19 protein-coding genes are annotated in these 20624 nt (G+C 76.7%); 7 read left to right on the forward strand and 12 right to left on the reverse strand.

Annotation, left to right across the window (positions count from 1 at the left end):
• Positions 1 to 410 precede the first annotated feature (410 nt).
• Positions 411 to 668 carry a WhiB family transcriptional regulator gene (locus PHK61_RS15775; protein ID WP_274281944.1) on the forward strand — a complete coding sequence of 86 codons (258 nt, stop codon included), beginning with the start codon at positions 411 to 413 and terminating at the stop codon, positions 666 to 668.
• A 79-nt stretch (positions 669 to 747) separates the two neighbouring features.
• On the opposite strand, the gene PHK61_RS15780 is transcribed toward PHK61_RS15775, so the two are convergent.
• From PHK61_RS15780 to PHK61_RS15800, 5 genes are all read right to left on the reverse strand, one after another.
• A complete protein-coding gene (locus tag PHK61_RS15780) occupies positions 748 to 1674 on the reverse strand; it encodes a DUF2188 domain-containing protein (protein WP_274281945.1) in 927 nt (308 codons plus the stop codon).
• Positions 1675 to 1764: 90 nt separating this feature from the next.
• Positions 1765 to 6357, reverse strand: a complete 4593-nt coding sequence (locus PHK61_RS15785) for a cation-translocating P-type ATPase (RefSeq protein ID WP_274281946.1) — start codon at positions 6355 to 6357, stop codon at positions 1765 to 1767.
• Positions 6358 to 6540: 183 nt separating this feature from the next.
• Positions 6541 to 7896: an FAD-dependent monooxygenase gene (locus tag PHK61_RS15790; protein WP_274281947.1), complete on the reverse strand. Its 1356-nt coding sequence runs from the start codon at positions 7894 to 7896 to the stop codon at positions 6541 to 6543.
• A gap of 140 nt (positions 7897 to 8036) precedes the next feature.
• Entirely contained in the window at positions 8037 to 8234 is a 198-nt protein-coding gene (locus tag PHK61_RS15795; protein ID WP_274281948.1) for a hypothetical protein, read from the reverse strand.
• A complete protein-coding gene (locus tag PHK61_RS15800) occupies positions 8231 to 8707 on the reverse strand; it encodes a helix-turn-helix domain-containing protein (RefSeq protein WP_274281949.1) in 477 nt (158 codons plus the stop codon). Before PHK61_RS15800 ends, PHK61_RS15795 begins: the two co-directional genes overlap by 4 nt.
• A 304-nt stretch (positions 8708 to 9011) precedes the next feature.
• Between PHK61_RS15800 and PHK61_RS15805 the strand changes: the two genes are divergently transcribed.
• The 3 genes from PHK61_RS15805 (at position 9012) to PHK61_RS15815 (ending at position 12539) form a co-directional block, all read left to right on the forward strand.
• Positions 9012 to 10763 (forward strand): serine/threonine-protein kinase, encoded by a 1752-nt coding sequence (locus PHK61_RS15805; protein ID WP_274281950.1) that lies wholly within the window; start codon positions 9012 to 9014, stop codon positions 10761 to 10763.
• A 158-nt stretch (positions 10764 to 10921) separates the two neighbouring features.
• Positions 10922 to 11440: a type II toxin-antitoxin system PemK/MazF family toxin gene (locus tag PHK61_RS15810; protein ID WP_274281951.1), complete on the forward strand. Its 519-nt coding sequence runs from the start codon at positions 10922 to 10924 to the stop codon at positions 11438 to 11440.
• Between the two features lie 223 nt (positions 11441 to 11663).
• Positions 11664 to 12539, forward strand: a complete 876-nt coding sequence (locus PHK61_RS15815; protein ID WP_274281952.1) for a PP2C family protein-serine/threonine phosphatase — start codon at positions 11664 to 11666, stop codon at positions 12537 to 12539.
• 2 nt (positions 12540 to 12541) lie between these two features.
• On the opposite strand, the gene PHK61_RS15820 is transcribed toward PHK61_RS15815, so the two are convergent.
• The 4 genes from PHK61_RS15820 to PHK61_RS15835 all read right to left on the reverse strand — a co-directional run bounded on the left by PHK61_RS15820 (position 12542) and on the right by PHK61_RS15835 (position 16198).
• Positions 12542 to 12748: a DUF2795 domain-containing protein gene (locus PHK61_RS15820; RefSeq protein ID WP_274281953.1), complete on the reverse strand. Its 207-nt coding sequence runs from the start codon at positions 12746 to 12748 to the stop codon at positions 12542 to 12544.
• A gap of 61 nt (positions 12749 to 12809) precedes the next feature.
• Complete coding sequence (gene tsaD, locus PHK61_RS15825) at positions 12810 to 13865, reverse strand: tRNA (adenosine(37)-N6)-threonylcarbamoyltransferase complex transferase subunit TsaD (RefSeq protein ID WP_274281954.1); 1056 nt, start codon at positions 13863 to 13865, stop codon at positions 12810 to 12812.
• Between the two features lie 261 nt (positions 13866 to 14126).
• Positions 14127 to 15077 carry an NAD-dependent epimerase/dehydratase family protein gene (locus tag PHK61_RS15830; protein ID WP_274281955.1) on the reverse strand — a complete coding sequence of 317 codons (951 nt, stop codon included), beginning with the start codon at positions 15075 to 15077 and terminating at the stop codon, positions 14127 to 14129.
• Positions 15074 to 16198, reverse strand: coding sequence for an FAD-dependent monooxygenase (locus PHK61_RS15835; protein ID WP_274281956.1), 1125 nt, complete (start codon positions 16196 to 16198; stop codon positions 15074 to 15076). Before PHK61_RS15835 ends, PHK61_RS15830 begins: the two co-directional genes overlap by 4 nt.
• Positions 16199 to 16269: 71 nt before the next feature.
• Between PHK61_RS15835 and PHK61_RS15840 the strand changes: the two genes are divergently transcribed.
• Positions 16270 to 16830 carry a TetR/AcrR family transcriptional regulator gene (locus PHK61_RS15840; RefSeq protein ID WP_274281957.1) on the forward strand — a complete coding sequence of 187 codons (561 nt, stop codon included), beginning with the start codon at positions 16270 to 16272 and terminating at the stop codon, positions 16828 to 16830.
• Here PHK61_RS15840 and PHK61_RS15845 read toward each other — a convergent pair.
• From PHK61_RS15845 to PHK61_RS15855, 3 genes are read right to left on the reverse strand one after another with little or no spacing between them, the layout of a single operon-like run.
• A complete protein-coding gene (locus tag PHK61_RS15845) occupies positions 16817 to 17227 on the reverse strand; it encodes a DUF4345 family protein (protein WP_274281958.1) in 411 nt (136 codons plus the stop codon). The genes PHK61_RS15840 and PHK61_RS15845 overlap by 14 nt on opposite strands.
• Positions 17224 to 17952 carry an SDR family oxidoreductase gene (locus PHK61_RS15850; RefSeq protein ID WP_274281959.1) on the reverse strand — a complete coding sequence of 243 codons (729 nt, stop codon included), beginning with the start codon at positions 17950 to 17952 and terminating at the stop codon, positions 17224 to 17226. The genes PHK61_RS15845 and PHK61_RS15850 overlap by 4 nt, the downstream gene beginning before the upstream one ends.
• 39 nt (positions 17953 to 17991) lie before the next feature.
• Complete coding sequence (locus PHK61_RS15855) at positions 17992 to 18909, reverse strand: RNA polymerase sigma-70 factor (protein WP_420791397.1); 918 nt, start codon at positions 18907 to 18909, stop codon at positions 17992 to 17994.
• Positions 18910 to 18962: 53 nt separating this feature from the next.
• Between PHK61_RS15855 and PHK61_RS15860 the strand changes: the two genes are divergently transcribed.
• Together PHK61_RS15860 and PHK61_RS15865 are read left to right on the forward strand one after the other, a co-directional pair.
• Positions 18963 to 19421 (forward strand): MerR family transcriptional regulator, encoded by a 459-nt coding sequence (locus tag PHK61_RS15860; protein WP_274281961.1) that lies wholly within the window; start codon positions 18963 to 18965, stop codon positions 19419 to 19421.
• A gap of 25 nt (positions 19422 to 19446) precedes the next feature.
• Complete coding sequence (locus PHK61_RS15865; protein ID WP_274281962.1) at positions 19447 to 20427, forward strand: aldo/keto reductase; 981 nt, start codon at positions 19447 to 19449, stop codon at positions 20425 to 20427.
• The last annotated feature ends 197 nt before the right edge of the window (positions 20428 to 20624 follow it).

The raw sequence follows: 20624 nt of genomic DNA on the forward strand, positions 1-20624 counted from the left end.
TCGTCAGGGTGGCGCGGATCAAATGCGTTTGCCCGACGCGCTGTACGGATAGATCATGGGGGCTCGCTGATACGCGGCACCGGCATGCCCGGAGGCCGTGTCCGTGACGACACGTCGCGGGCCGAGGGGAACCGTTCCGGTCGCCTCGACGTCATAGATGAGTACCCAGAGGCGCGAACGAGGTGCTCCGGACCCCGGGGCGCGGGCCCTCCCCGGGCCGCTCCGAGGACCGTACCCGCACGACCCCCGGATACGAACCGACGCCCGGCGCACGACCCGTGCCGCAGGGGCCGTCGCGAGATGCGCGCGTGCGCGTCCCGCGTCGGGCCCGGCGGCACCACGGCCGCCCTGCTCGCCCGAGCAGGCACGGCCGAGCTGACCCCGACGAGCGAGATTGGACGAGCACGACGATGGACTGGGAGCTCGCGGCCTGCCGCGACCACGACCCCGAACTGTTCTTTCCCCTGACCACCCACGGCCCGGGCTCCGCCCAGGTGGCCGAGGCCAAGGCCGTGTGCCACAGCTGTCCGCTCCAGCGGGGCTGCCTGCAGTGGGCCCTCGACACCGGCCAGGAGGCCGGCATCTGGGGCGGCACCAGCGAGGACGACCGGCGGGCCATGCGCCGCGCCGCGCGCGTCGGCTCCGTGGCGGGCCCGCACGCCGCCTGAGACGGCCGCAGCGCACACACGAAGGGCCCGTCCCCCTCCCGGGGGGCGGGCCCTTCGTCGTGACGGCGTGCGGGCGGACTCAGCCCCGCCCGGTGACCTTCCGGGCCGCGAACTGCAGCACCTGGCCCCCGGTGGAGATCACGGCGCCCGCGAGGCTGAAGCCGGTCTTCACCGCGATCGAGGCGGCGTTGCCGACGATGCGCACCGGGTTGTAGGTCGGCGCGTTGTCGCGGACCTGGTCGGCGGCCTCGCGCACGGACCGGTCGACCTGCTGGGCGGCGGCCTCGCTCGCCCGGTTGACCCGCTGGGCCGCGGTGTCGCCCGCGCCCTCGAGCTCCGAGGCGACGCCGGCGGACACGGTGGCGGCGCGGTCGCCCGCCTCGGCGGCCGAGGCGCCCGCCTCGTCGGCGCGGGCCCTGGCCTCCGAGCCGGCGTGCTGGGCGACGCGGGTGGCGTCCTTGGCGACGCGCTCGCCGGCCCGCGAGGCGGTGGTGGCGACCTGCTCGCCGGAGACCTGCGCGACGGTGGCGGCGTCCTTGGCCGCCGCCGACGGCGACTTGTCGCCGGACGCGGCCTTCGACGCCTGGTCGGCGACTCCGCTCGCACCGGCCTCGGCCTGCGCGGCGGCCTTCTTCGCCGACTCCTGCACCCGGTCGGCGTCCTTCTGCGCGGTGGCCTTGGCGTCGTCGCCGACCTTCTTCGCGCTGGTGGACGCCTTGTCCGACGCCGACTGCGCCTTCGCGCGGGCACCTTCGGCGTTCGCCTTCGCAGTGGCCTTGGCCGCCTCGGCGGGAGGGTTGTCCGTCCCGGCCTTCACCTCGCGGGTCTCGCGGACCTTCCCGTCGGTGCCGTGCACGACGACCTTGCCGCCACCGTCCTTGGTGACGATCTCGGTGGCGCGCTCGACGGCCTCGCCCTGCGTCGCCGCCTTGGCGCTGGCTCGCTGGGCACCCTTCTTCTGTACCTGCCAGCCGTCCTCGGTGGGAACGACGTACCGGTCGGCCATGACGGTCTCAACTCCTGTTCGACGGTGTCTTCGACGGATCTGATGCCCAGGCCACGACCTGCACAAACGCACCAGTAACCGACACCTCGATCACCCGTTCAGCATATCCGCCGCACGGTGCTGCAGCTCGAGGTAGCGCTGGGTCGCCTGGTCGCGGACCTCGCCCAGACGCTCCATCCACCCCGCCTGGGGCGACCCCTCCGGCACCACCACAGGACCGTAGCGCCGCACGAGCTCCGGGCCCACGACCGAGGCGGCGGTGGCGACGCCCGCGGAGCTCGCCGCCTGCGCCCACGCCACCGGCCCGAGCGGCACGCAGCCGAAGAAGTGACTGACGCCGGGCGTCTGCACGACCGCGACCAGGGCGCCCGCCGAGACGACGCTGGCGCCGATCACCAGCGGGCTGCGGCCGCCGCCGGCGACGATGGTCTGGCCGAGCTGGGTGCCGACGAGCGCGGTCAGCGCCACCGTGCGCGCCCGGGCGGGGCTGCCGTACGGCGTGGCCCGGGCCTGCAGCCAGGCGAGGCTGGCGCCGCCCGCCGTGGCCATGGCGCGCAGGCCGATCTCGTGGTTGAGGGCCTCGCCCAGCGAGGCCTCGGGACCCTCGGCGAGCAGCTCGGCCGCCGACTCGGGCTGGGGTGCGCGCACGGCCAGCGCGAGCGAGGGCACGAGGTCGGTGAGCAGGTTGACCAGCAGCAGCTGGCGCGCGTTGAGCGGCGAGGTGCCGGTCGTCGTCGCGCCCAGCACCGTGAACGCGATCTCGCCGAGGTTGCCGCCGACGAGCACGCCGAGCGCCTCGCGCACCGACGCCCACATCGCCCGGCCCTCGACCAGCGCGGCGAGGATCGTCTCGAGGCGGTCGTCGGTGATGACGAGGTCGGCGGCGGCCCGGGCCGCGGGCGTGCCGCGGCGGCCGAGCGCGATGCCCACGTCGGCCAGGCGGATCGCCGGGGCGTCGTTGGCGCCGTCGCCGGTCATCGCGACCGTGCGGTCGAGGCGCTGGAAGGCCTGGACGATGCGGACCTTGTGCGACGGCGTGCCGCGCGCCACCACCCGGACCTTGGGCAGCAGCTCGTCGAGCGCGTCGTCGTCCAGCTCGTCGAGCTCGGTGCCGGTGACGACGACCCCGCCGTTGAGCACGTCGAGCTCCTCGGCGACCGCCTCCGCGGTGCTCGGGTGGTCGCCGGTGATCATGACGACCTGGACGCCCGCGTCGCGGAGGTCGCGCACCGTGGCCTGCGAGCCCGCGCGCACCGGGTCGGTGAACCCGACGAAGCCGGTGAACTCGAGGTCGGCGACGTCGTCGTCGTCGAGGACGTCGTTCTCGTCGCCACCGTCGGCCCCGTCGGCACCGCGCTGGGCCGCGCGGGCGGCGTGCTCCTCGGCGGTGAGGACCTTCTCCGCGACCGCGAGCACGCGCATGCCCTGACCGGCGAGCAGCTCGGTGTGCTCGACGAGGCCCTGGCGCGCCTGCTCGTCGAGCGGCGTGCCGGCCCAGCTCGTGGCGCGGGCGATGACCACCTCGGGCGCGCCCTTCACCGACACCAGGCGGAACGGCCCGTCGCCCTCGCTCGCGTCCTCCGGCGTGTCGATCTCGCCCAGGGTGGCGTGGTAGCCGCGGGACGGGTCGAAGTCGAGCGAGGCGACCGGCCACCAGCCCGCACGCTTGTGGGCCGGGTCCACGTCGAACTGCTGGCCGCCGGAGACCACCGCGCGGTCGGTGAGGTGCGCGAGCCGCTCCCCCGGCGCCGGGCGCGGGGTGGCGCGCAGCGCGGTGGCCAGGACGCGGCGCTGGCGCTTGCGCAGCCGGTCGGTGGGCCGCAGCTTGATGCCGTCGGAGATCGCCGAGAGCGCGAGGCGGCCCTCGGTGAGCGTGCCGGTCTTGTCGAAGCACAGGACGTCGGTGCGCCCGATCGCCTCGATGGTGCGCGGGTTGCGCACCAGCGCGCCCTCCGCCGACAGCCGCCGCGCCGACGCCAGCTGGGCGGCGGACACGACGAACGGCAGGCCCTCGGGGACGCTGGCGACGGCCAGGCCGACCCCGGAGTGCAGGTTCTGCTGGAACGGCAGCCCGCGCAGCGCGCCGGCGGCCACCACCGCGGCCGCCGACCCGACCGCCAGCGGCGTGGTGATGCGGGTCAGCCCCGCCAGGCGCTCGTCGACGCCGGCGACCGGCGCGCTCGCCCTCGCCGCCGCGGTGGAGCGGCCGACCTCGGTGCTCGAGCCGGTGGCGACGACGACGGCGCGCCCGCGGCCGGTGGCCACCGTGGCGCCCTCGTAGACCATCGAGCGGCGGTCGGCGACGGTCCGGGCGATCACCGGCGCGGGGGTCTTGAGCACGGGCAGCGACTCGCCGGTCAGCGACGACTCGTCCATCTCGAGGGCGTCGGACTCGATGACACGGCAGTCGGCGGGCACGACGTCGTCGGGGCCGAGCTCGATGACGTCGCCGACGACGACCTCGTCGGCGGCGATCCCGCGGGCGTGACCGTCGCGCTGCACCCGGGTCCGGATCGACGAGCGCTCGAGCAGCCCGGCGACGGCGCGGTCGGTGGCGACCTGCTGCACGCCGCCGATCAGCGCCGAGAACGCGGTGACGCCGACGACGATCGCGGCGTCGACGACCGCGCCGATGGCGGCCGAGAGCACCGCGCCACCGGCGAGCACCGGGGTGAGCGGGTTGTTGAGCTCGTCGAGGAACGCGCGCCCGAGCGTCGTGGAGGTCTCGGCCGCGGCCGGGTCGTCGCGGTGGCGCCGGTGGGCCTCGGCGCTGGTCAGGCCGCGCTCGGTGACGTCCAGGCGGGCGAGCACGGTGCTCGTGGGCATCACGTGCCACGGCGTGCGGCTCACGCCGGGCACGACGACACGGCGACCCAGCTCGGTCGCCGACCACGCACCGGCGCCCAGCGAGACGCCCGCGGCGCCGTTGACCGCGAGGCCCGCGAGCCCGGGCCCGCGCGGCGTCGTGCCCGCGGTGGCCATGACGGCGCCGAGCACGGTGCCGGCGCGGGCCAGGTTCACCGACCGGCGCGACACCCCGCGCGCGACCTTGACGCCCTCGATGAGCAGCGCGGCCGTGCCGAGGTCGTCGCCGACGAGGACGTGCGCGCCCCAGGGGACGACGCCGTCCGGGCGGGAGACGCCGACGCCGAGGTCGGCGGCCGCGAGGGCGCGCCGGTCGCGGGACACGACGAGCACGCCGCAGCCCGCGGCCTGCAGGTCGCGCACCGACGAGCGCAGGGCCTCGCCACCGGGGATCGCGCGATCGCCGATGCCCCCTCCCTCGCCCCCGACGAGCAGGGTGACCCCGGCGCGGCGCGCGGCCGCGGCCAGGGCCTCGGCGGCCGAGGCGGGCTCGGGCAGCACGCCGACGACGGCGGCGAGCCGGTCGTCGCGGCGCAGGCCCAGCACGAGCGTGGCGCCGTCCTCGACCAGCGCCCCCGCGGCCTCGACGGCCGCCACGGTGTCGCCGTCCGGGACGTCGTCGAGCCCGGCGAGCAGCCAGTGACCGTCGTCCGCGACGAGGCGGTGCGGCGCGGTGGCCTCGTCCGGGTCGAACAGCTCGTGGACCCGCGGGACGAGCTCGTCGAGCGGGTCGGCGGTGCCGTCGGGACCCGGCAGCGCGACGAGGTCGCCGAGCATGAGCACGCCGGTGGTCAGCGCCTCGGCGTCGAGCACGACGGTGTCGATGCGGTCCATGGCCCGCAGCGCGCTCGGCTCGACGACGACGGCGCCGCGCTTGGCGAGCACCCGCCCGAACGTCGTCGCGAAGCCCTCGCGCCCGAGCCGGCCGGCCTTCGGCAGCGTCGAGAGCGCGACGCCGGCGGCCTTGCGCACGTCGCCGGTGGCGGCCGCGGTGGCCGCGAACCCGCCGGCGGCCGCCATGCCCATCTGGTCGCCGTGGCGCTCGATCGGCCCGGACGGCAGCGGCACCGGGCGCTCGTCGAGCAGGTCGTCGTCGGCGGGCGCGGCGGCGTGGTCGGCGGTCTCGAGCAGGCGCGGCTCCGCGCCGGACCACGTGCCGGTGCGCGCCCGGGCCTCGGCGACCTGCAGGGCGCGGTAGGCGGCGTCGACGAGCAGGCCCGTGGTGCCCTGGCCGAGCGCCTGCGCGGCGGCGTTGGACAGCGCGAGCAGGACGCTGGCGCGGTCCTCGCCGAGCGCGCGCTCGACCGCCGCGCGCAGGCGGGGCTGGTGGTCGACGAAGGTGGCCGAGGACGCGAGCTCGGTGGGCAGCGGCGTGCGGCGCAGGACGCGGCCGATCGCGGCGACACCGAGCCCGGCGATGTCGGCGGCGAGCACGGTGAACGCCTGCTGCGCGGGACCGATCGACGCCGTGCCCGCGAGCGCGACGGCGTGGTCGCCCTCGCGCTCCTCGAGGATCTCGACCAGGTCGACGAGGTCGTCGACGACCGCGTCGTCGGGGAGCCCGGCGGGACCGTCACCCTCGCTCAGCAGGCCCACGACCACCGCACCGAGCGTCGCGTTGACCGTGGCCCACTCGACCTGCGGGTGCGCGGCCAGGGCCTTCTCGACGGCGCGCGCCAGCTCGGTCCCGGACTCGCGGACGGCCGCCGGCACCCCGATCTGCACCCGCCCCGCCCCACGCCACACCCGGCGCCCGCGGTGCCGTGACGGATCGACGCGGTCGAGCACGCCGCTCGCGATGCCGAGCGGATCCACCACGCGGGCGAGGAGGCCGCGGGACGGACGGGGTGCGGGGTGGGAAGCCATGGGGGTGGCTGTGGTCCTCTCGTCGGCTCGGGCTGGGTGGACCGGGGGTACGCGACGACGTACCCGATCTCGGCTCGCCGGGTGCACACCCGCGGGTACGGACAGCGCAGTATCCGGTACCCGGCGTGCCACAGCTTACGGTCGGGCCACGCTCGAAGGTCGTAGCGAGCCCGTCCCGGACGTGGCCGTCGGGTGAACGTCGCGCCGATCGGGTGGCGTTCCGGAGCCCGCACCGGAGCCCGCACCGGAACCCGCACCGGAACCACCGCCGGACCCGGGCCCGCCGGGCCCCGCGGCCCGGGACGCCAGCGAGTGCAGCAGGCGCCCCGCCGGTCGCCAGGAGGCGACGGACAGGGCGGCGCGGCGCACGGCCGCGACGAGGCGGTTGCCGGGCAGGAAGAAGTGCCGCGAGCGCCGCGCCGCGCTGCCGGCGGCGAGCGCGGCGGGGCGGTGCGCCTCCTCCCAGCGCGCGAGCCCGGCCTCGACGTCGTGGGGGTGGGCGGCGAGGTGCGTGCCCAGCGTCTCGCCGCCGACGAGCGCGAGCGCCGAGCCCTGCCCGGAGTACAGCGTGGGGCACCATGCCGCGTCGCCCACGAGCACGACCCGGCCGCGGCGCCACGACCCGAGACGGATCTGCGCGACGGTGTCGACGTGCGTGGTGCCCGCCTCCTCGACGCCGTCGAGGATCTCGGGCATCAGCCCCGCGAAGTCGCCGTACACGCGCCGCAGGGCGCCCACCGGATCGGCGGCCGCCCGGCCCGCCGCGTCCCGCCAGTCGGCGCCCAGCAGGTCGGCCCGGAACGTGAAGAACACGACCGGGGCGTGCTCCTCGACGGCCATGAGGTGCGCGGTGCGCCCGACCTCGGCGGGCACGACGTAGTCGCCCTCGCGCAGCCCGCCCGGCAGGCGCGGCAGGACCGCGGAGATCACGACGTGGTCGAACTCGTGACGGAACTCGGACTCGGGGCCGAACACCATGCCGCGCACCGCCGAGCGGACCCCGTCGGCGCCGACGACGAGGTCGAAGCGCTCGGGGGCGGGCCCGTCGGGTCCGTCGAGGACGACGTCCACGCCGTCGCGGCGCAGGTCGAGGCGGCGGGGCACGGTGGCGAAGCGCACCGCGACCTCCTCGGGGCGCGCGGCCCACAGCGCCGCCTCGAGGTCGCCGCGGACCAGGGCGAGCGCGTCCGGGTCCTCGGCGAGGGACGCCTCGACGCGCGAGACCGTGCGGCCGCGGCCGTCGACCCCGGTGATGATCCCGTCGGCGGGCAGCCGGGTGCGCAGCGCGTGCGAGACCCCGAGGCGGTCGGCGGCGGCGAGACCCTCCGGGGCCAGCCGGACGAAGTACCCGCCGGTGCGGCGGGCGCCGGCGCGCTCGCAGACGACCACCGACCAGCCGGCCCGGTGCAGCGAGGTGGCGGCGGCGAGGCCGGCGACGCCGGCGCCGACGACGAGCGCCCGCGGCTGTCCCTCACGCCCGGTGCGCTCCACGATCTCCAGCGTAAGCGCGGACCGGGGGTCCGGCCGCCGCACCGGGCGTGGGCTGGCCCTCAGTCGCACGCCGGCAGCACGCGGCCCCGCCACCTGCTGGGAGGTGGCGGGGCCGGTGGCGGTGGCGCGGGAGGCGCGGCTCAGGCGCGGGCCGGGTCGACCCGGCGGAAGTGCGCGCACTCGCACTGGGCGCAGTCGTCGCCGAGGTAGTAGTGCTCGTGCGATTCGCGCGGGTGCTTGCAGCTGCACAGGTCCACGAGCGGGACGCGGGCCAGCGAGGGCGGCATCGGCGCGCGGAGGAGGGGACGGTGGGACCGACGGTGGTCGATGAGCTTCATGTCGAAGGAGTCCGTTGAGGTGGAGGGGTCGGCAAGGGCGGTCGAAGAGCGGTCGTGGGCACTCCGGGCCCGCACGCACGGTGGGTGCGTGCGGACGGCACGGGTCGAACGGTCTGCTCTTCCCGGGCCGCGGCGAGCTCTCGCTGCACCCGTGACAGTTCGCGCCGGGTCCGCTCGAGCTCGTCGTGGGCCTGATCGCGCTGGCGCGTGATCAGGGCCACCTCGTCCTGCAGGGTCACGACCATCGCGGCCGCGGTGAGGGTGAGGCCCTCGTCGAAGAGCTCGCGGATCCGGGCGGCGAGGGCCAGCTGCCGGCGCGTCCAGCGCCGATGTCCGCCTGCGGAGCGCTCCGGGCGAACCATCCGACCCGCGTCGAGACTCCGGAGGAACGCCGGTCGAACCCCGAGGAACTCCGCCGCCCGACCGGTGGTCAGAGCGGGGGTCTCCTCGTCGTCGAGGCTCTCGGCGCCCACGGCTTCCGTCGCGTCCTTGCGTTCGTGCTCTGCACAGTCCGACCCACCATGAGCAGGGCGGACGTCCCGAAGTTCTACTCGCGACTGCAATTTCTGTCAATGCTCCCGCAGGGCGTGCGACCGGGTTCACCGGAGCGTGGTGGGCCACCCGGGGATGAGCCCAGCGCGACCGGGTGGCGACGCCCGGTCGTCGATCACCGGTCGATCACCCGAATTCAGGAATCCGGTATGTCGTTGTGCCCCGATCCGGGTATGAGAGGTGGAAGGATGGTGATCTGCGGAAGGCGGAGGGGGGATCGAGTCGATGACCGACGTCCGACCGCCCCTGCCCGCGTCCGATGCGCCCGGCCCGCTCCCCGACCGTCTCGGCGAGCGCTTCGAGCTCGGTGAGCTGATCGGCCGCGGCACGTGCTCGGAGGTCTTCCGGGCCCACGACCTGCTGCTCGACCGCGAGGCCGCCGTCAAGATCTTCCCGGTGGCCGACGACCCGCGCATCCGGCGCGAGGTGCGGCTGATGGCGTCGATGGACCACCCGAGCCTCGTGCCGGTCTACGACGTCGGCCACGACGCGGGCCGCGCGTTCGTGGTGATGGCGCTGCTCGAGGGCGGCAGCCTTGCCGACCGGCTCGCCGACGGCCCCCTGGGGGTCGGCGAGACGCTCCTCGCGGTCGCCTCCGTCGCCGACGGCCTGAGCCACGTCCACCGCGGCGGGGTGCTGCACCGCGACGTCACCCCGCGCAACGTCCTGTTCGACGGCGACGGGCGCGCCCACCTGTCCGACTTCGGCGTCGCCTTCGTCGCCGACGCCCCGCGGATCACCGACACCGGCATCGTCGTCGGCTCCGCGCCCTACCTCGCGCCCGAGCAGGTGCGCGGCGAGACGGTCGGGGCGCCGGCCGACGTGTACGCGCTCGGGCTCGTGATGATCGAGGCGCTGACGGCCCGCCCGGCCTTCGGGGGCGCGCCGCTGGAGGCCGCCCGCGCCCGGCTCGAGCGCCGACCCGAGATGCCGGCGGGCCTGGAGTTCGAGGTGGTCGCCCTCCTCGAGGCGATGACCGCCGACGACCCGGCGCACCGGCCCACCGCCGAGAACGTCTGCATCGGCCTGCGCCGGGCCGCTCTGGCCGCCGAGACGGCCACGCCGCCGTACGCGATGGCCCCGATCGTCGGCGCGGGGACCCCGGACGCGACCACCGCGAACCTGCGCCCCGTCGCCGCGACCGCCGGCGACGCCGCCCGCGCCCTCGACGCCGAGACGCCGCTCGACCTCACCGCGGTCCCGGAGCGGCGCCGTCGCCGCCGGCTGGCCGACGCCGGCGGCTTCATGGTCGCCGCGTCCGTCGCCGCCGCGGTGCTGCTCGCGGGCGGGGTCGTCGTGGCCTCGGCCTGGACGGTCGACCGCGTCAACACCGCGACGCCCCCGGCGGCCACCGTGCCGCCGCCGACCGCGGAGGTCGTCGCCGACCCCGGCGGCGGCTCCGTGGGCGGCGGCGGGCACTCGTCCTCCGGATCCTCGAGCTCCTCCGACGACGACGGCGACCGGACGCGCAGCTCCGACGACGCCCGGAGCGATCGGCAGGCGATGGCCGAGCGCGCGCCCAGCACGGCACCGGTCACCGACGGCGGGTCCGCGTCGAGCGCCCCTCCCGAGCCGAGCAGCACCACGCCCCGGCCGACGTCGTCGACGACCTCCCCCACCGGGTCCTCGTCGTCCTCACCGACCCCGAGCTCGACCTCGACCTCGGCCTCCCGGCAGCCGCTCCTGCCCGGCGTGCCGTCGCTGCCGACCGTGCCGGTACCCGGCGGCACCACGCGCACGACGCCCGGCGCCACCGAGTCCGAGCGCCCCACGACGTCGCCGGCCACCACCTCCGAGGCCACCTCCGAGGCCACCACCTCCGAGGCCACCACCTCCGAGGCCGCGACCTCGGATGCGGCGACGTCCGAGGCCACGTCGTCCGCCGCCGGCGGCACGACGACCACCACCACGACCACCGCGCCGAGGAAGGTGCTCGGCCCGGCGGTCGAGGCGCTCGGCGGCGTGCTCGGGCGCTGAGGCCCCACCGGCCCGCAGGGTCTCGAGGCGCTGCTCGTAGTCGGCGCGGTCCCCCGCGTCGCGGCAGGGCTGTCGGGCCGTCTCCTCGTCGCCGGGAGGACCCGGGCGCCGCAGACCCCGGCGGCCGCCGGCCGACGCGGCCCGGCAAGCTGTGCGCCGTGGCGGGATTCCGGGATGTCGTGGGGCGGGCACTGCAGGCCGGGCTGGACCTGCTGAACAAGCAGGTGGACGGCCGGCAGCGCCGTCCCGCGGGCGGGCGACCGTCCGCGCCGGACGGCGGGGTCCGCGCGGCGCCCTCCCGCGACCGGGCGCGCACCGTCTCCTACCAGCCCGACCTCGACGGCGCCGCCGACCCGGGCGAGATCGTCTGGACCTGGGTGCCCTACGAGGAGGACGCCTCGCAGGGCAAGGACCGTCCGGTGCTGGTGGTGGCGCGCGCCGAGGACGGCGACCTGCTCGGGCTCATGCTCTCCAGCCAGGAGCACCGGCGTGACGACGAGAACTGGCTGCCCGTCGGCTCGGGGCCGTGGGACCGCGAGGGCCGCGACTCGTTCGTCCGCCTCGACCGCGTGCTGGAGATCCCGGAGCACGGCATCCGGCGGGAGGGCGCGGTCATCCCGGCCGACCGGTTCGAGCGCGTGGCCGCGGAGCTGCGCAGCGGTTACGGCTGGAACTGACCGCCCCGCGCCCCTCCACCCGTTCGCAGGAACGGCTACCCTCCGATGCAGCGACCCGGCGCGGCCGGGCCGCCGGTGGAAGGGGGCGTCCGTGATCGGTTCGCCGTCCCGCTCGTCCGTCCGGCGACCGGGCCCCGTCGTCACTCACCCGCTGGGCGCAACGCCCGGCCCACCCCACCGCGTCGTCCCGGTGCACCGGGTCCCGAGGGTGTAGGGAGTGCCCGTGCCGATCGAGCCCGCGTCCGCATCACCCGCGTCGTCCCCGTCGTTCGCGGGTGCCGAGCACGCCGAGGAGGTCCTCGACGCGCCCGAGACGTCGCACGGGCCGGTCGTGCTGGGCGCGGGCGTCACCGACCGCGGGCACCGCCGCCGGCGCAACGAGGACTCCTTCGCGCTCACCCGCGCGACCACGCCCGAGGGCACGGCGACGGTCGTCGCGGTCGTCTGCGACGGGGTCGCCTCGGTCCCGGGCGGCGACACCGCCTCGCGCACCGCGTGCGACGTCGCCGTCGCGGCCGGGCACGAGGCGCTGACCGGGGGCCAGGACCTCGACGACGCCGCCGCCACCGCCGCCGAGGCGGCCCGCACGGCGGTCGCCGCGCTGGCGCCGGCCACGGGCCAGTCGCCGGCGTGCACCTACGTCGCCGCGGTGCTCGACGCGGGCCGCGCGGTCGTGAGCTGGGCGGGCGACAGCCGGGCGTACTGGCTGTGCCCGGGCGCGCCGGACGAGTCCGCCGTGCTCACCGAGGACGACTCGTGGGCCGCCGAGATGGTCGCGGCCGGCATCGTCGGTGCCGACGACGCGCTGTCCGACCCCCGCGCGCACGTGATCACGCGCTGGCTCGCCGCCGACGCCCCGGACGTCGTGGCGCGCCACCGCACCTGGGAGCTCGACGAGCACGGCGTCCTGCTGCTGTGCAGCGACGGGGTGTGGAACCACCTGCCCGACCCCGCGGTGCTCGCCGCCCTGCTCGACGGCATGCCGACCGACGCCGAGAGCGTGCACGCCGGGGTCTGCGCGCTGGTCGAGGCGGCCCTCGACGACGGCGGCCACGACAACGCCACCGCGGTGCTGCTCGCGCTCGCCCCCGCCGGCTAGCTCTACAGCGGGGTGCGCGCCGCCAGGTGGGCCGGGGTCATCGCCAGCGCGATCATCACGTCGCCCGCGTCGGCGTAGTCCCGGTCCGGGATCTGCTCGAGCTTGGTGCGGGTGCGGGCGTCGACGCCGTAGTCGTCGGCGACCGCGAGGATCTGCCACCGCCGCAGCGGGAAGCGCTCCTCGTCGAGGACCGCGCGGAAACCGGGCACGCCTCCACGGGTACCGGTGCACCGTGCGGGGGACAACGTGAGGGGTCCGACAACGTCGATCTCAGCCGACGGCTAACGCCCGTGTCCCGTGGAGCAGCGCGCCGGTGAGCCGCGCGCGCGGGTCGGCCGCGACGTCGAGCGGGTCGGGCTCGACGTCGGCGCGGACGAGCAGGTCACCGAGGGCGGCGATCATCGCGCCGTTGTCGGTGCACAGCCGGATCGGCGGGACGCGCAGGGTGATCCCGGCGGCCGCGCAGCGCTCCTCCACCAGTCCGCGCACCCGCGAGTTGGCCGCGACCCCGCCCACCATGAGCAGGGTGTCGGCGCCCTGGTCGGCGCAGGCGGCGACGGCCTTGCGCGCCAGCGTGTCGGCGACCGCCTCCTGGAACGACGCCGCGATGTCGGGCACGGGCAGCGGGCCGTCCCGGCGCTCCACCCAGCGCGCGACCGCGGTCTTGAGCCCCGAGAACGAGAACGTCCACGGCGGGTCGGACGGCCCGGTCAGCGGGCGCGGGAACGCGATGGCGTGCGGGTCGCCCTCGCGCGCGGCGCGGTCGATCGCCGGGCCGCCCGGGTAGGGCAGGCCGATGAGCCGCGCGACCTTGTCGAACGCCTCGCCGGCGGCGTCGTCCACGGTGTCGCCGAGGTGCACGACCTCGTCGCGGGCCAGGTCGCCGACGCTGAGCAGCGAGGTGTGCCCGCCCGAGACGATGAGGGCGACGCAGCGCTCCGGCAGCGGGCCGTGGTCGAGGACGTCGACCGCGGCGTGCCCGGCGAGGTGGTGCACGGCGTAGAGCGGGACGCCCGCGGCCAGCGCGTACGCCTTGCCCGCGGCGAGCCCGACCTGCAGCGCCGGGCTCAGCCCGGGCCCGGCGGTGACGGCCACGGCGGTGACGTCGGCGAGGTCGACCTCCGCGCGCTGCAGGGCCGTGCGCACCATCGGCGCCATCGCCTCGAGGTGCGCCCGCGCCGCGACCTCGGGCACCACCCCGCCGAACCGTGCGTGCTCCTCCATGCTCGACGCCAGCGCGTCGCCGAGCAGGCGGCCCTCGGACACCAGACCGACGCCGGTCTCGTCGCAGGACGTCTCGATGCCGAGGACCAGGGGCGTGCTCACGGTGTCGATTGTCCTCGCCCACCCCGGGGCGGCCTTCCGGGACCCGGCGGGCGCCCGCGCGGCGGGCACCAGGAGCCGCCACCCCTCGCGAACGCGACGGGGGTCGAGGGGCACGGTGCGCAGGTCGCGGCGCGTGTCGATCATGCGCGATGCGCCTCTCGCCGGCTGTTCGGTCGCCGGGGGCATCCGGCGAAGGGCGCCCCTCGCCCGTCCATCCGAACGAAGGTGCCCTTCGCTCGGATACGCGCGCGCCGACGCCGCTCACGCCGGCACCAGGCGGCGGCGGGCGGGGTCGGCGCGGTACCAGGCGAGCGTCGCCGCGATCCCCTCGTCCCAGCCGGTGGCGCGCGTCGAGAACGTCGCACGGAAGGCGGAGTCGTCGACGAGGAAGGGCTGTTCGAACTGGTAGAGCAGCTCCGCGCCCTCCCGCGCGACCGGGGAGACGAGGCGCAGGCCCGCCACCATCGCCGGGGTGATCCGCCCGAGGCGCGGCGGGTGGCCGGCCGCCGCGAACACCCGCTCGACGAGCGCGCGCCCCGTGGTCGGCGGCGGCACCGGGGTGTGCCAGACGCGGCCCGTCGCGCTCGCCGGCGCGAGGGCGAGCTCGACGAGGGCGGCGCCGACGTCGGGGGTGTAGCCGGCGGTCACGGGCAGGTCGGGGTCGCCCGGCCACCGCGCGGTCCGGCCCTCGGCGGCGCTCGCGAAGATGCCCGCGCCGATCAGCGACTCGACGCCCGGCCCCCAGAGCTCCGGCGCCCGGCCGATCACCGTCTCGACGTCGCCGCGGGCGTGGGCGGCGAGGACCATCTCGGCGAGCCAGGCCCGCAGCACGCCCTTGCCGGAGACGGGCGCGACGGGCGTGTCCTCGCGCATCGGGGCGTCGACCAGCCCGTACATCCACGTGTCGTCGGCGAGGACGAGGCGGGCCCCGGCCGCGCCGGCCGCCTCGAGCAGCGCGCGCGTCGCTGCCGGGAACGCCGAGCGCCACATCGCGAACGGCGGGTTCACGCAGTGGTACACGACCGCGGCGTCGCGGCAGGCCGCGCGCATCGCCGGCGGATCGGTGGCGTCGGCGGCGCTCGCCTCGGCGCCCGGGACCGGCGTGCCGGACCGGGTCACGGCCCGGACGGGCAGACCGCGGCGGACGAGCTCCGCGCACACGGCGCGCCCGATGCCGCCCGAGGCGCCGACGACGACGTGCGTGCTGGTCATGCCATCTCCTTCGTGGTCGCTGGTGTGCCGAGCAGGTGGTCGAGGGCCCGTGCGGACGCGGCGGCGGGCAGGGCCCCGACGACGGCGTTGCGCAGCGCGACGGCGAGCGGCGAGCGCCAGGCCGCGACGTCGCCCGCGGCGCGGGACCGGCGCGCGACGGCCTCGGCGACCGGGCGCCGCCGACGCTCGTAGGCCGCCAGCGACGCGGGGTCGGCGGTGGCCTCCTCGGCGAGGACGACCGCGTCGAGGAAGGCCTGCGCGGCGCCCTGCCCGAGGTTCGGGGTCATCGCGTGGGCGGCGTCGCCGAGCAGGGCGACCCGGCCGTGGTGCCACGACGACGGCGGGCGCAGGTCCTCGAGCCGGTGCACGAGGACGCGCCCGTCGACGGCGTCGAGCACCGCGGGGATCGGGTCGTGCCAGCCCGCCAGGCGCGCGCGCAGCCAGGGCAGCGGGTCGCCCGCGGACACGTCGGCGGTGGGGACCATGGCGTAGAGGTAGGTGCGGCCCCGCGGCAGCGGCGCGAGCCCGACGAGGTCGCCGCGTCCCCAGCTCTCGCCCCCGGCGTCGAGGCGGTGGCGGGCGACCAGGCGGAACGCGGTGTGCCCGGTGTCCCGCACCGTCGCCTCGGGCCAGTAGGCGCGCACGGTGCTGCGCACCCCGTCCGCGGCGACCACCAGCTCGGCCTCGTGCCGCCCGCCCGCCTCGTCGTGGACCACGGCGGGCGCCCCCGCACCCCCGGGATCGACCCGCCGGACTCCGAGGCCCTCCCGGAGGTCGGGGGCGGCCGCGCGGAGCAGGGCGTGGAGCTCGGGGCGCGGCAGCACGACGACGCCGTCACCCTGGCGGCGGGCCAGGTCCGCGGCGTCGGTGCGCACGAGCCAGCGCCCCGACGACGTGCGGATGCCGCCGCCGATCTCGACGGTGCCCAGCTCGCGGGTCCGCGCCCCGAGCCCGAGGACGTCGAGCGCGCGCAGGGCGTTGGGCCACAGCGCGATGCCCGCGCCGGCCTCGGCGGCGTGCGCCCGCCGTTCGAGGACCGTCACGTCCCAGCCGCGCCGGCGCAGCGCGATCGCGCTCGCCAGACCACCCAGCCCCGCTCCTACCACGACGGCCCGCGCCATGACCCCACGCTCCTCTACGTCTGTAGTAGTTTGTACTCTACGACTGTAGAGCAACGAGGGGAAGGGCCGCCGTGGACCGTCGGGACGTCCTCGCCGACGCGGCGATCACCGTGCTGGCCCGGGCCGGGAGCCGGGGCCTGACCCACCGCGCGGTCGACGCCGCCGCCGGCCTCGCCGAGGGCACGAGCTCGTACTACTTCCGCACCCGCTCGGCGCTGCTGCAGGCCTGCGTGGAGCGGATGGCAGCCCGCACGCTCGAGGAGATGACCACGGGCACGCCCGCGGTCACGACCGTCGATCAGCTCGTCGGCGCCTGCGTCGCGACCGTCGGGCACTGGCTCGCGAAGGACCGGGAACGGCTGCTCGCGCGCTGGGAGCTCGCGCTGGAGTCGACCCGGCGCCCCGAGCTCGAGACCGCGCTGCGCGCCGCCGGGGCGACGATCCGCGAGCGCGTCGCCGACACCCTCGCCGCGCTGGGGATCGCCGAGCCACGGCGCCGCGCCGACGACCTCGTCGCCTGCCTCGACGGCCTCGCGTTCGATCAGCTCGCCGGGGCCGGGCGCCCGCCGCGCGACGATGCCGGCCTGCGGGCCTCGATCGGCGACGTCGTCCGGGGCTTCACCGCGTCCTGACCCGCTCGCGGCCCAGGAGCACGAGCACCGCCACCGCCAGCACGATCTCCACCGCGAACGCGCCCTGCTGCAGGACGGCGTCGATCAGCGGGAAGTGCGCCAGGTGGAACGTGTGGAACACGGCGTGCGGCACCGCGAACACCAGGAACGCCACGACCGCCGCGATGACCAGCCGGCGCTCGGGCCACCACGCCGCGAACACCAGGACGACGCCGAGCGCGAGGGTGCCCGCACCGTGGTCGCGCACGAGGTGCTCGTTGTAGGGCGGGAGCAGGGCGACCCAGGGCGTGCCGCCGTAGGGGAAGGCGTCGTAGAAGGCCTGCGGCAGGAGCAGCGCCCAGGAGCCGATGACGACCTGGAACGCCGCGAGGACCGCGAGGAGCGCGCGGGTGATCACCGGGCCACCTCCGCGGCGAGGAACTCCTCGAAGGTGCCGACGCCGTCGGCGTGCGCGGGCGCGAGGTTCGCGCCCTCGCGGAACCCGCGCGCGACCGCGCCGGGCACGCGCAGCGGCACCACGGGGCGGCGGCGCCCGGTGGCGTGCGCCCACGTGCGCGCGAGGTCGGCCATCGTCCGGATCCGCGGTCCGCCGAGGTCGGGCACCCGGCCCTGCGGCGGGCCGACGGCGTGCGCGGCGAGGCGGGCGGCGACGTCGGCGACCGCGACCGGCTGGAACGACGCCCCGGCGAGCACGGGGAGGAACCCGGCGCGGGCGGTGGTGGCGAACAGCGCCGCGAGCAGGTCGTGGAACTGGGTGGCGCGCAGGATCGTCCAGGGCAGCCCCGAGTCCGCGACCGCCTGCTCGCTGCGCACCTTCTCGCGGTAGTAGCCCAGCGGGATGCGGTCCGCGCCGACGATCGAGATGTGCACGAGGTGCCCCACCCCGGCGCGCCGCGCGGCCGCGACGACGCGCCCGGTCGACGCGGCGTCCCGCCTCGGGCGGCCGGCCAGGTGCAGCACGGTCTCGATCCCGGCCATCGCGGCGTCGAGCCCCTCGCCGGTGTCGAGGTCGCCGACGGCGCGCCCGGGCCCGTCCCGGCGGCTCAGCACCCGCGGTTCCTCGAGCAGCGGCACGAGCGCGCGTCCCAGCGTCCCCGTCCCCCCGGTCACCAGCACGGTCACGACGTCCTCCCGGTGTCTGGAGCGCCCCGGCGGCGCCCGTCAGGAGGGTCGACCGGACAGCCCCGCCGAACGTGACAGCTGCCCGGCGAGGAACGCCAGCTTCTCGGGGTTCCGGAGGATGCGGACGGTCTGCACGGCGCCGTCGCCCTCGATCGTCAGGACGCCCGCCAGCTCGCCGTCGACGAACGCGACGACGGCCGGCGCGCCGTTGATCTCGACCGCCGCGCCGGTCCCGCGCCATCGGCCGGGCCCGAGGATGCCGACGAGGAACCGCGCCACCGCGTCGCGCCCGCGGACTGGCCGGCGCGCCGCGCTAACCTTGCCGCCGCCGTCGGACCACACCGTCACGTCCGCGGCCAGCAGGTCCTCGAGACCGGCGAGGTCGCCCTCGCGGGCCGCGGCGACGAACCGGGCGAGCAGGGGCCCGACGTCGGCGGGGGCGGTGGACACCGTGGACACCGTCGGGACGGCCGCGAGGTGCCGTCGCGCGCGGGTGTGCAGCTGGCGTGACCCGGCCTCGGTGACGTCGAGGACCGCGGCGACCTCGGCGTGGCTGTGCCCGAACGCCTCGCGCAGCACGTAGACGGCACGCTCGGGCGGGGTGAGCCGCTCCAGCGTGGTGAGCAGGGCGAGCGACACCGACTCCCGCTCCTCGACCGTGGCCGCCGGGCCCGCGGCCGGGTCGGTGGTGAGGATCGGCTCGGGCAGCCACGGACCGACGTAGGTCTCGCGGCGGGCGCGGGCGGAGTCGAGGCGGTTGAGGCAGAGCCGGGTGACGACGGTGGTGAGCCAGGCCGCGGGGTTGTCGACCGTGTCGCCGTGCCCGGCCCAGCGCAGCCACGCGTCCTGGACGACGTCCTCGGCGTCGTGCGCGGAGCCGAGCATCCGGTAGGCGAGGCCGAACAGGCGGGGGCGCTGCTCGGTGAAGACCGCGGTGGCCTGGCTCACGGGCACCATCCTGCCCGGGCACGCTTGCCTTCGAGCGCGCTCGAAGTCCTACGGTCGCTGTCGTGAGCGTGACGACCGACCGGCTGCGGGGCCTCATCGAGACGACGGAGGGCGAGCTCCCCCCGCTCACCGTCGAGCTGGTCCGCGACCTCGAGATCCCCGACCACATGACGATCGCCGAGGTGGCCGAGCTGACCGGCCTGTCGGCCCACACGCTGCGCTACTACGAGCGCATCGGGCTCGTCGAGGTGCCGCGGGACGCCGCGGGACGCCGCCTCTACGACCGCGACGCCGTCGGGCGGGTCGTGTTCATCACGCGGCTGCGCGACTCGGACATGCCGATCGCCGCCATCGCCCGCTACGTCGAGCTGGTCAAGCGTGGCCGGGACACCGAGCCCGAGCGCCTGGCGCTGCTCGAGGCCCATCGCGACGACATCCTCAACCGCCTGCACGACCTGCAGGCCGCGCTGGCCGTCGTCGACTACAAGATCACGACCTACGGCGGGGCCTGCGGCTCGTAGGCGCCCGCCGCCCCGGAGGAGAAACATGTCCGACCGCCGTCTCGGCCCGCTGTCCGTGCCCTCACCGGGCCTGGGCTGCATGGGCCTGAACTGGGCCTACGGGCCCGCCGACCGCGACGAGTCGATCGCGACCGTCCGGCGCGCCCTCGACCTCGGCGTCACGTTCCTCGACACCGCCGACGTGTACGCCGGCGGCGAGAACGAGCGCCTCGTCGGCGAGGCGATCGCCGGGCGCCGCGAGGAGGTCACGCTGGCGACCAAGTTCGGCATCCAGACCGACCCGACCACCGGCTACCCCGACGGCCGGGTCGACGGGTCGCCGGCGTACGTCCGGCGCTCGATCGACGCGTCGCTGGCGCGTCTCGGCGTCGACCACGTCGACCTCTACTACCTGCACCGGCCCGACCCGGCGACGCCGATCGAGGAGACCGTCGGCGCGATGGCCGAGCTCGTGACCGCCGGCAAGGTGCGCCACCTCGGGCTGTCCGAGGCGTCGGCGGCGACCCTGCACCGGGCGGCGGCGGTGGCGCCGATCGCGGCGCTGCAGTCGGAGTGGTCGCTGTTCAGCCGCGACATCGAGGACTCGGTGGTGCCGGCCGCCCGCGAGCACGGCGTCGGGCTCGTCCCGTACAGCCCGCTCGGGCGCGGGATGCTCACCGACGCGTCGGTGCGCGACCTCGCGAGCGACGACTTCCGCCGCACCCTGCCCCGCTTCGCCGAGGGCGCCCTCGACGAGAACCTGGCGCTGGTGGAGCAGGTCCGGGAGGTCGCGAAGCGTCGGGGCGCGACGCCGGCGCAGGTGGCGCTGGCGTGGCTGCTGGCGCAGGGGGACGACGTCGTCCCGATCCCGGGCACCAAGCGCCGGACCTATCTCGAGGAGAACCTCGGCGCCCGCGACGTCGCGCTCGACGCCGACGACGTCGCCACCCTGTCCTCGCTGGTGCCGACCGGGAACCGCACCGGCGACATGAGCTGGGTCAACCGGGACACCGCGGCCCGCGCCTGAATTCTCAAGAACTGTTCAAGCGTCGCCCGCGATGGCGGAAAGAATGATATCTCGCGGTGGCGCACCGAGAATGGTGGGCTGATCTCCGCCGCATCACGGCCCGGTCACGCTCCCCCGCTCCCCGACCGGGCCGGCGACGGAGGTGACCGATGTCCGCTGCCGCTTCCGCCGCCCGCTGGGATGGGCCTATGCCCCCT

Origin of the sequence: Actinomycetospora lutea (assembly GCF_028737205.1) — a bacterium.
Taxonomy (GTDB): Bacteria; Actinomycetota; Actinomycetes; order Mycobacteriales; family Pseudonocardiaceae; genus Actinomycetospora; species Actinomycetospora lutea.

Bases quoted from the DNA above. Each gene is read 5' to 3' on its own strand.
- PHK61_RS15775 (WP_274281944.1), top strand. From the start codon at position 411: ATGGACTGGGAGCTCGCGGCCTGCCGCGACCACGACCCCGAACTGTTC.
- PHK61_RS15780 (WP_274281945.1), bottom strand. From the start codon at position 1,674: ATGGCCGACCGGTACGTCGTTCCCACCGAGGACGGCTGGCAGGTACAG.
- PHK61_RS15795 (WP_274281948.1), bottom strand. From the start codon at position 8,234: ATGAAGCTCATCGACCACCGTCGGTCCCACCGTCCCCTCCTCCGCGCG.
- PHK61_RS15805 (WP_274281950.1), top strand. From the start codon at position 9,012: ATGACCGACGTCCGACCGCCCCTGCCCGCGTCCGATGCGCCCGGCCCG.
- PHK61_RS15830 (WP_274281955.1), bottom strand. From the start codon at position 15,077: ATGACCAGCACGCACGTCGTCGTCGGCGCCTCGGGCGGCATCGGGCGC.
- PHK61_RS15835 (WP_274281956.1), bottom strand. From the start codon at position 16,198: ATGGCGCGGGCCGTCGTGGTAGGAGCGGGGCTGGGTGGTCTGGCGAGC.
- PHK61_RS15855 (WP_420791397.1), bottom strand. From the start codon at position 18,909: ATGGTGCCCGTGAGCCAGGCCACCGCGGTCTTCACCGAGCAGCGCCCC.
- PHK61_RS15865 (WP_274281962.1), top strand. From the start codon at position 19,447: ATGTCCGACCGCCGTCTCGGCCCGCTGTCCGTGCCCTCACCGGGCCTG.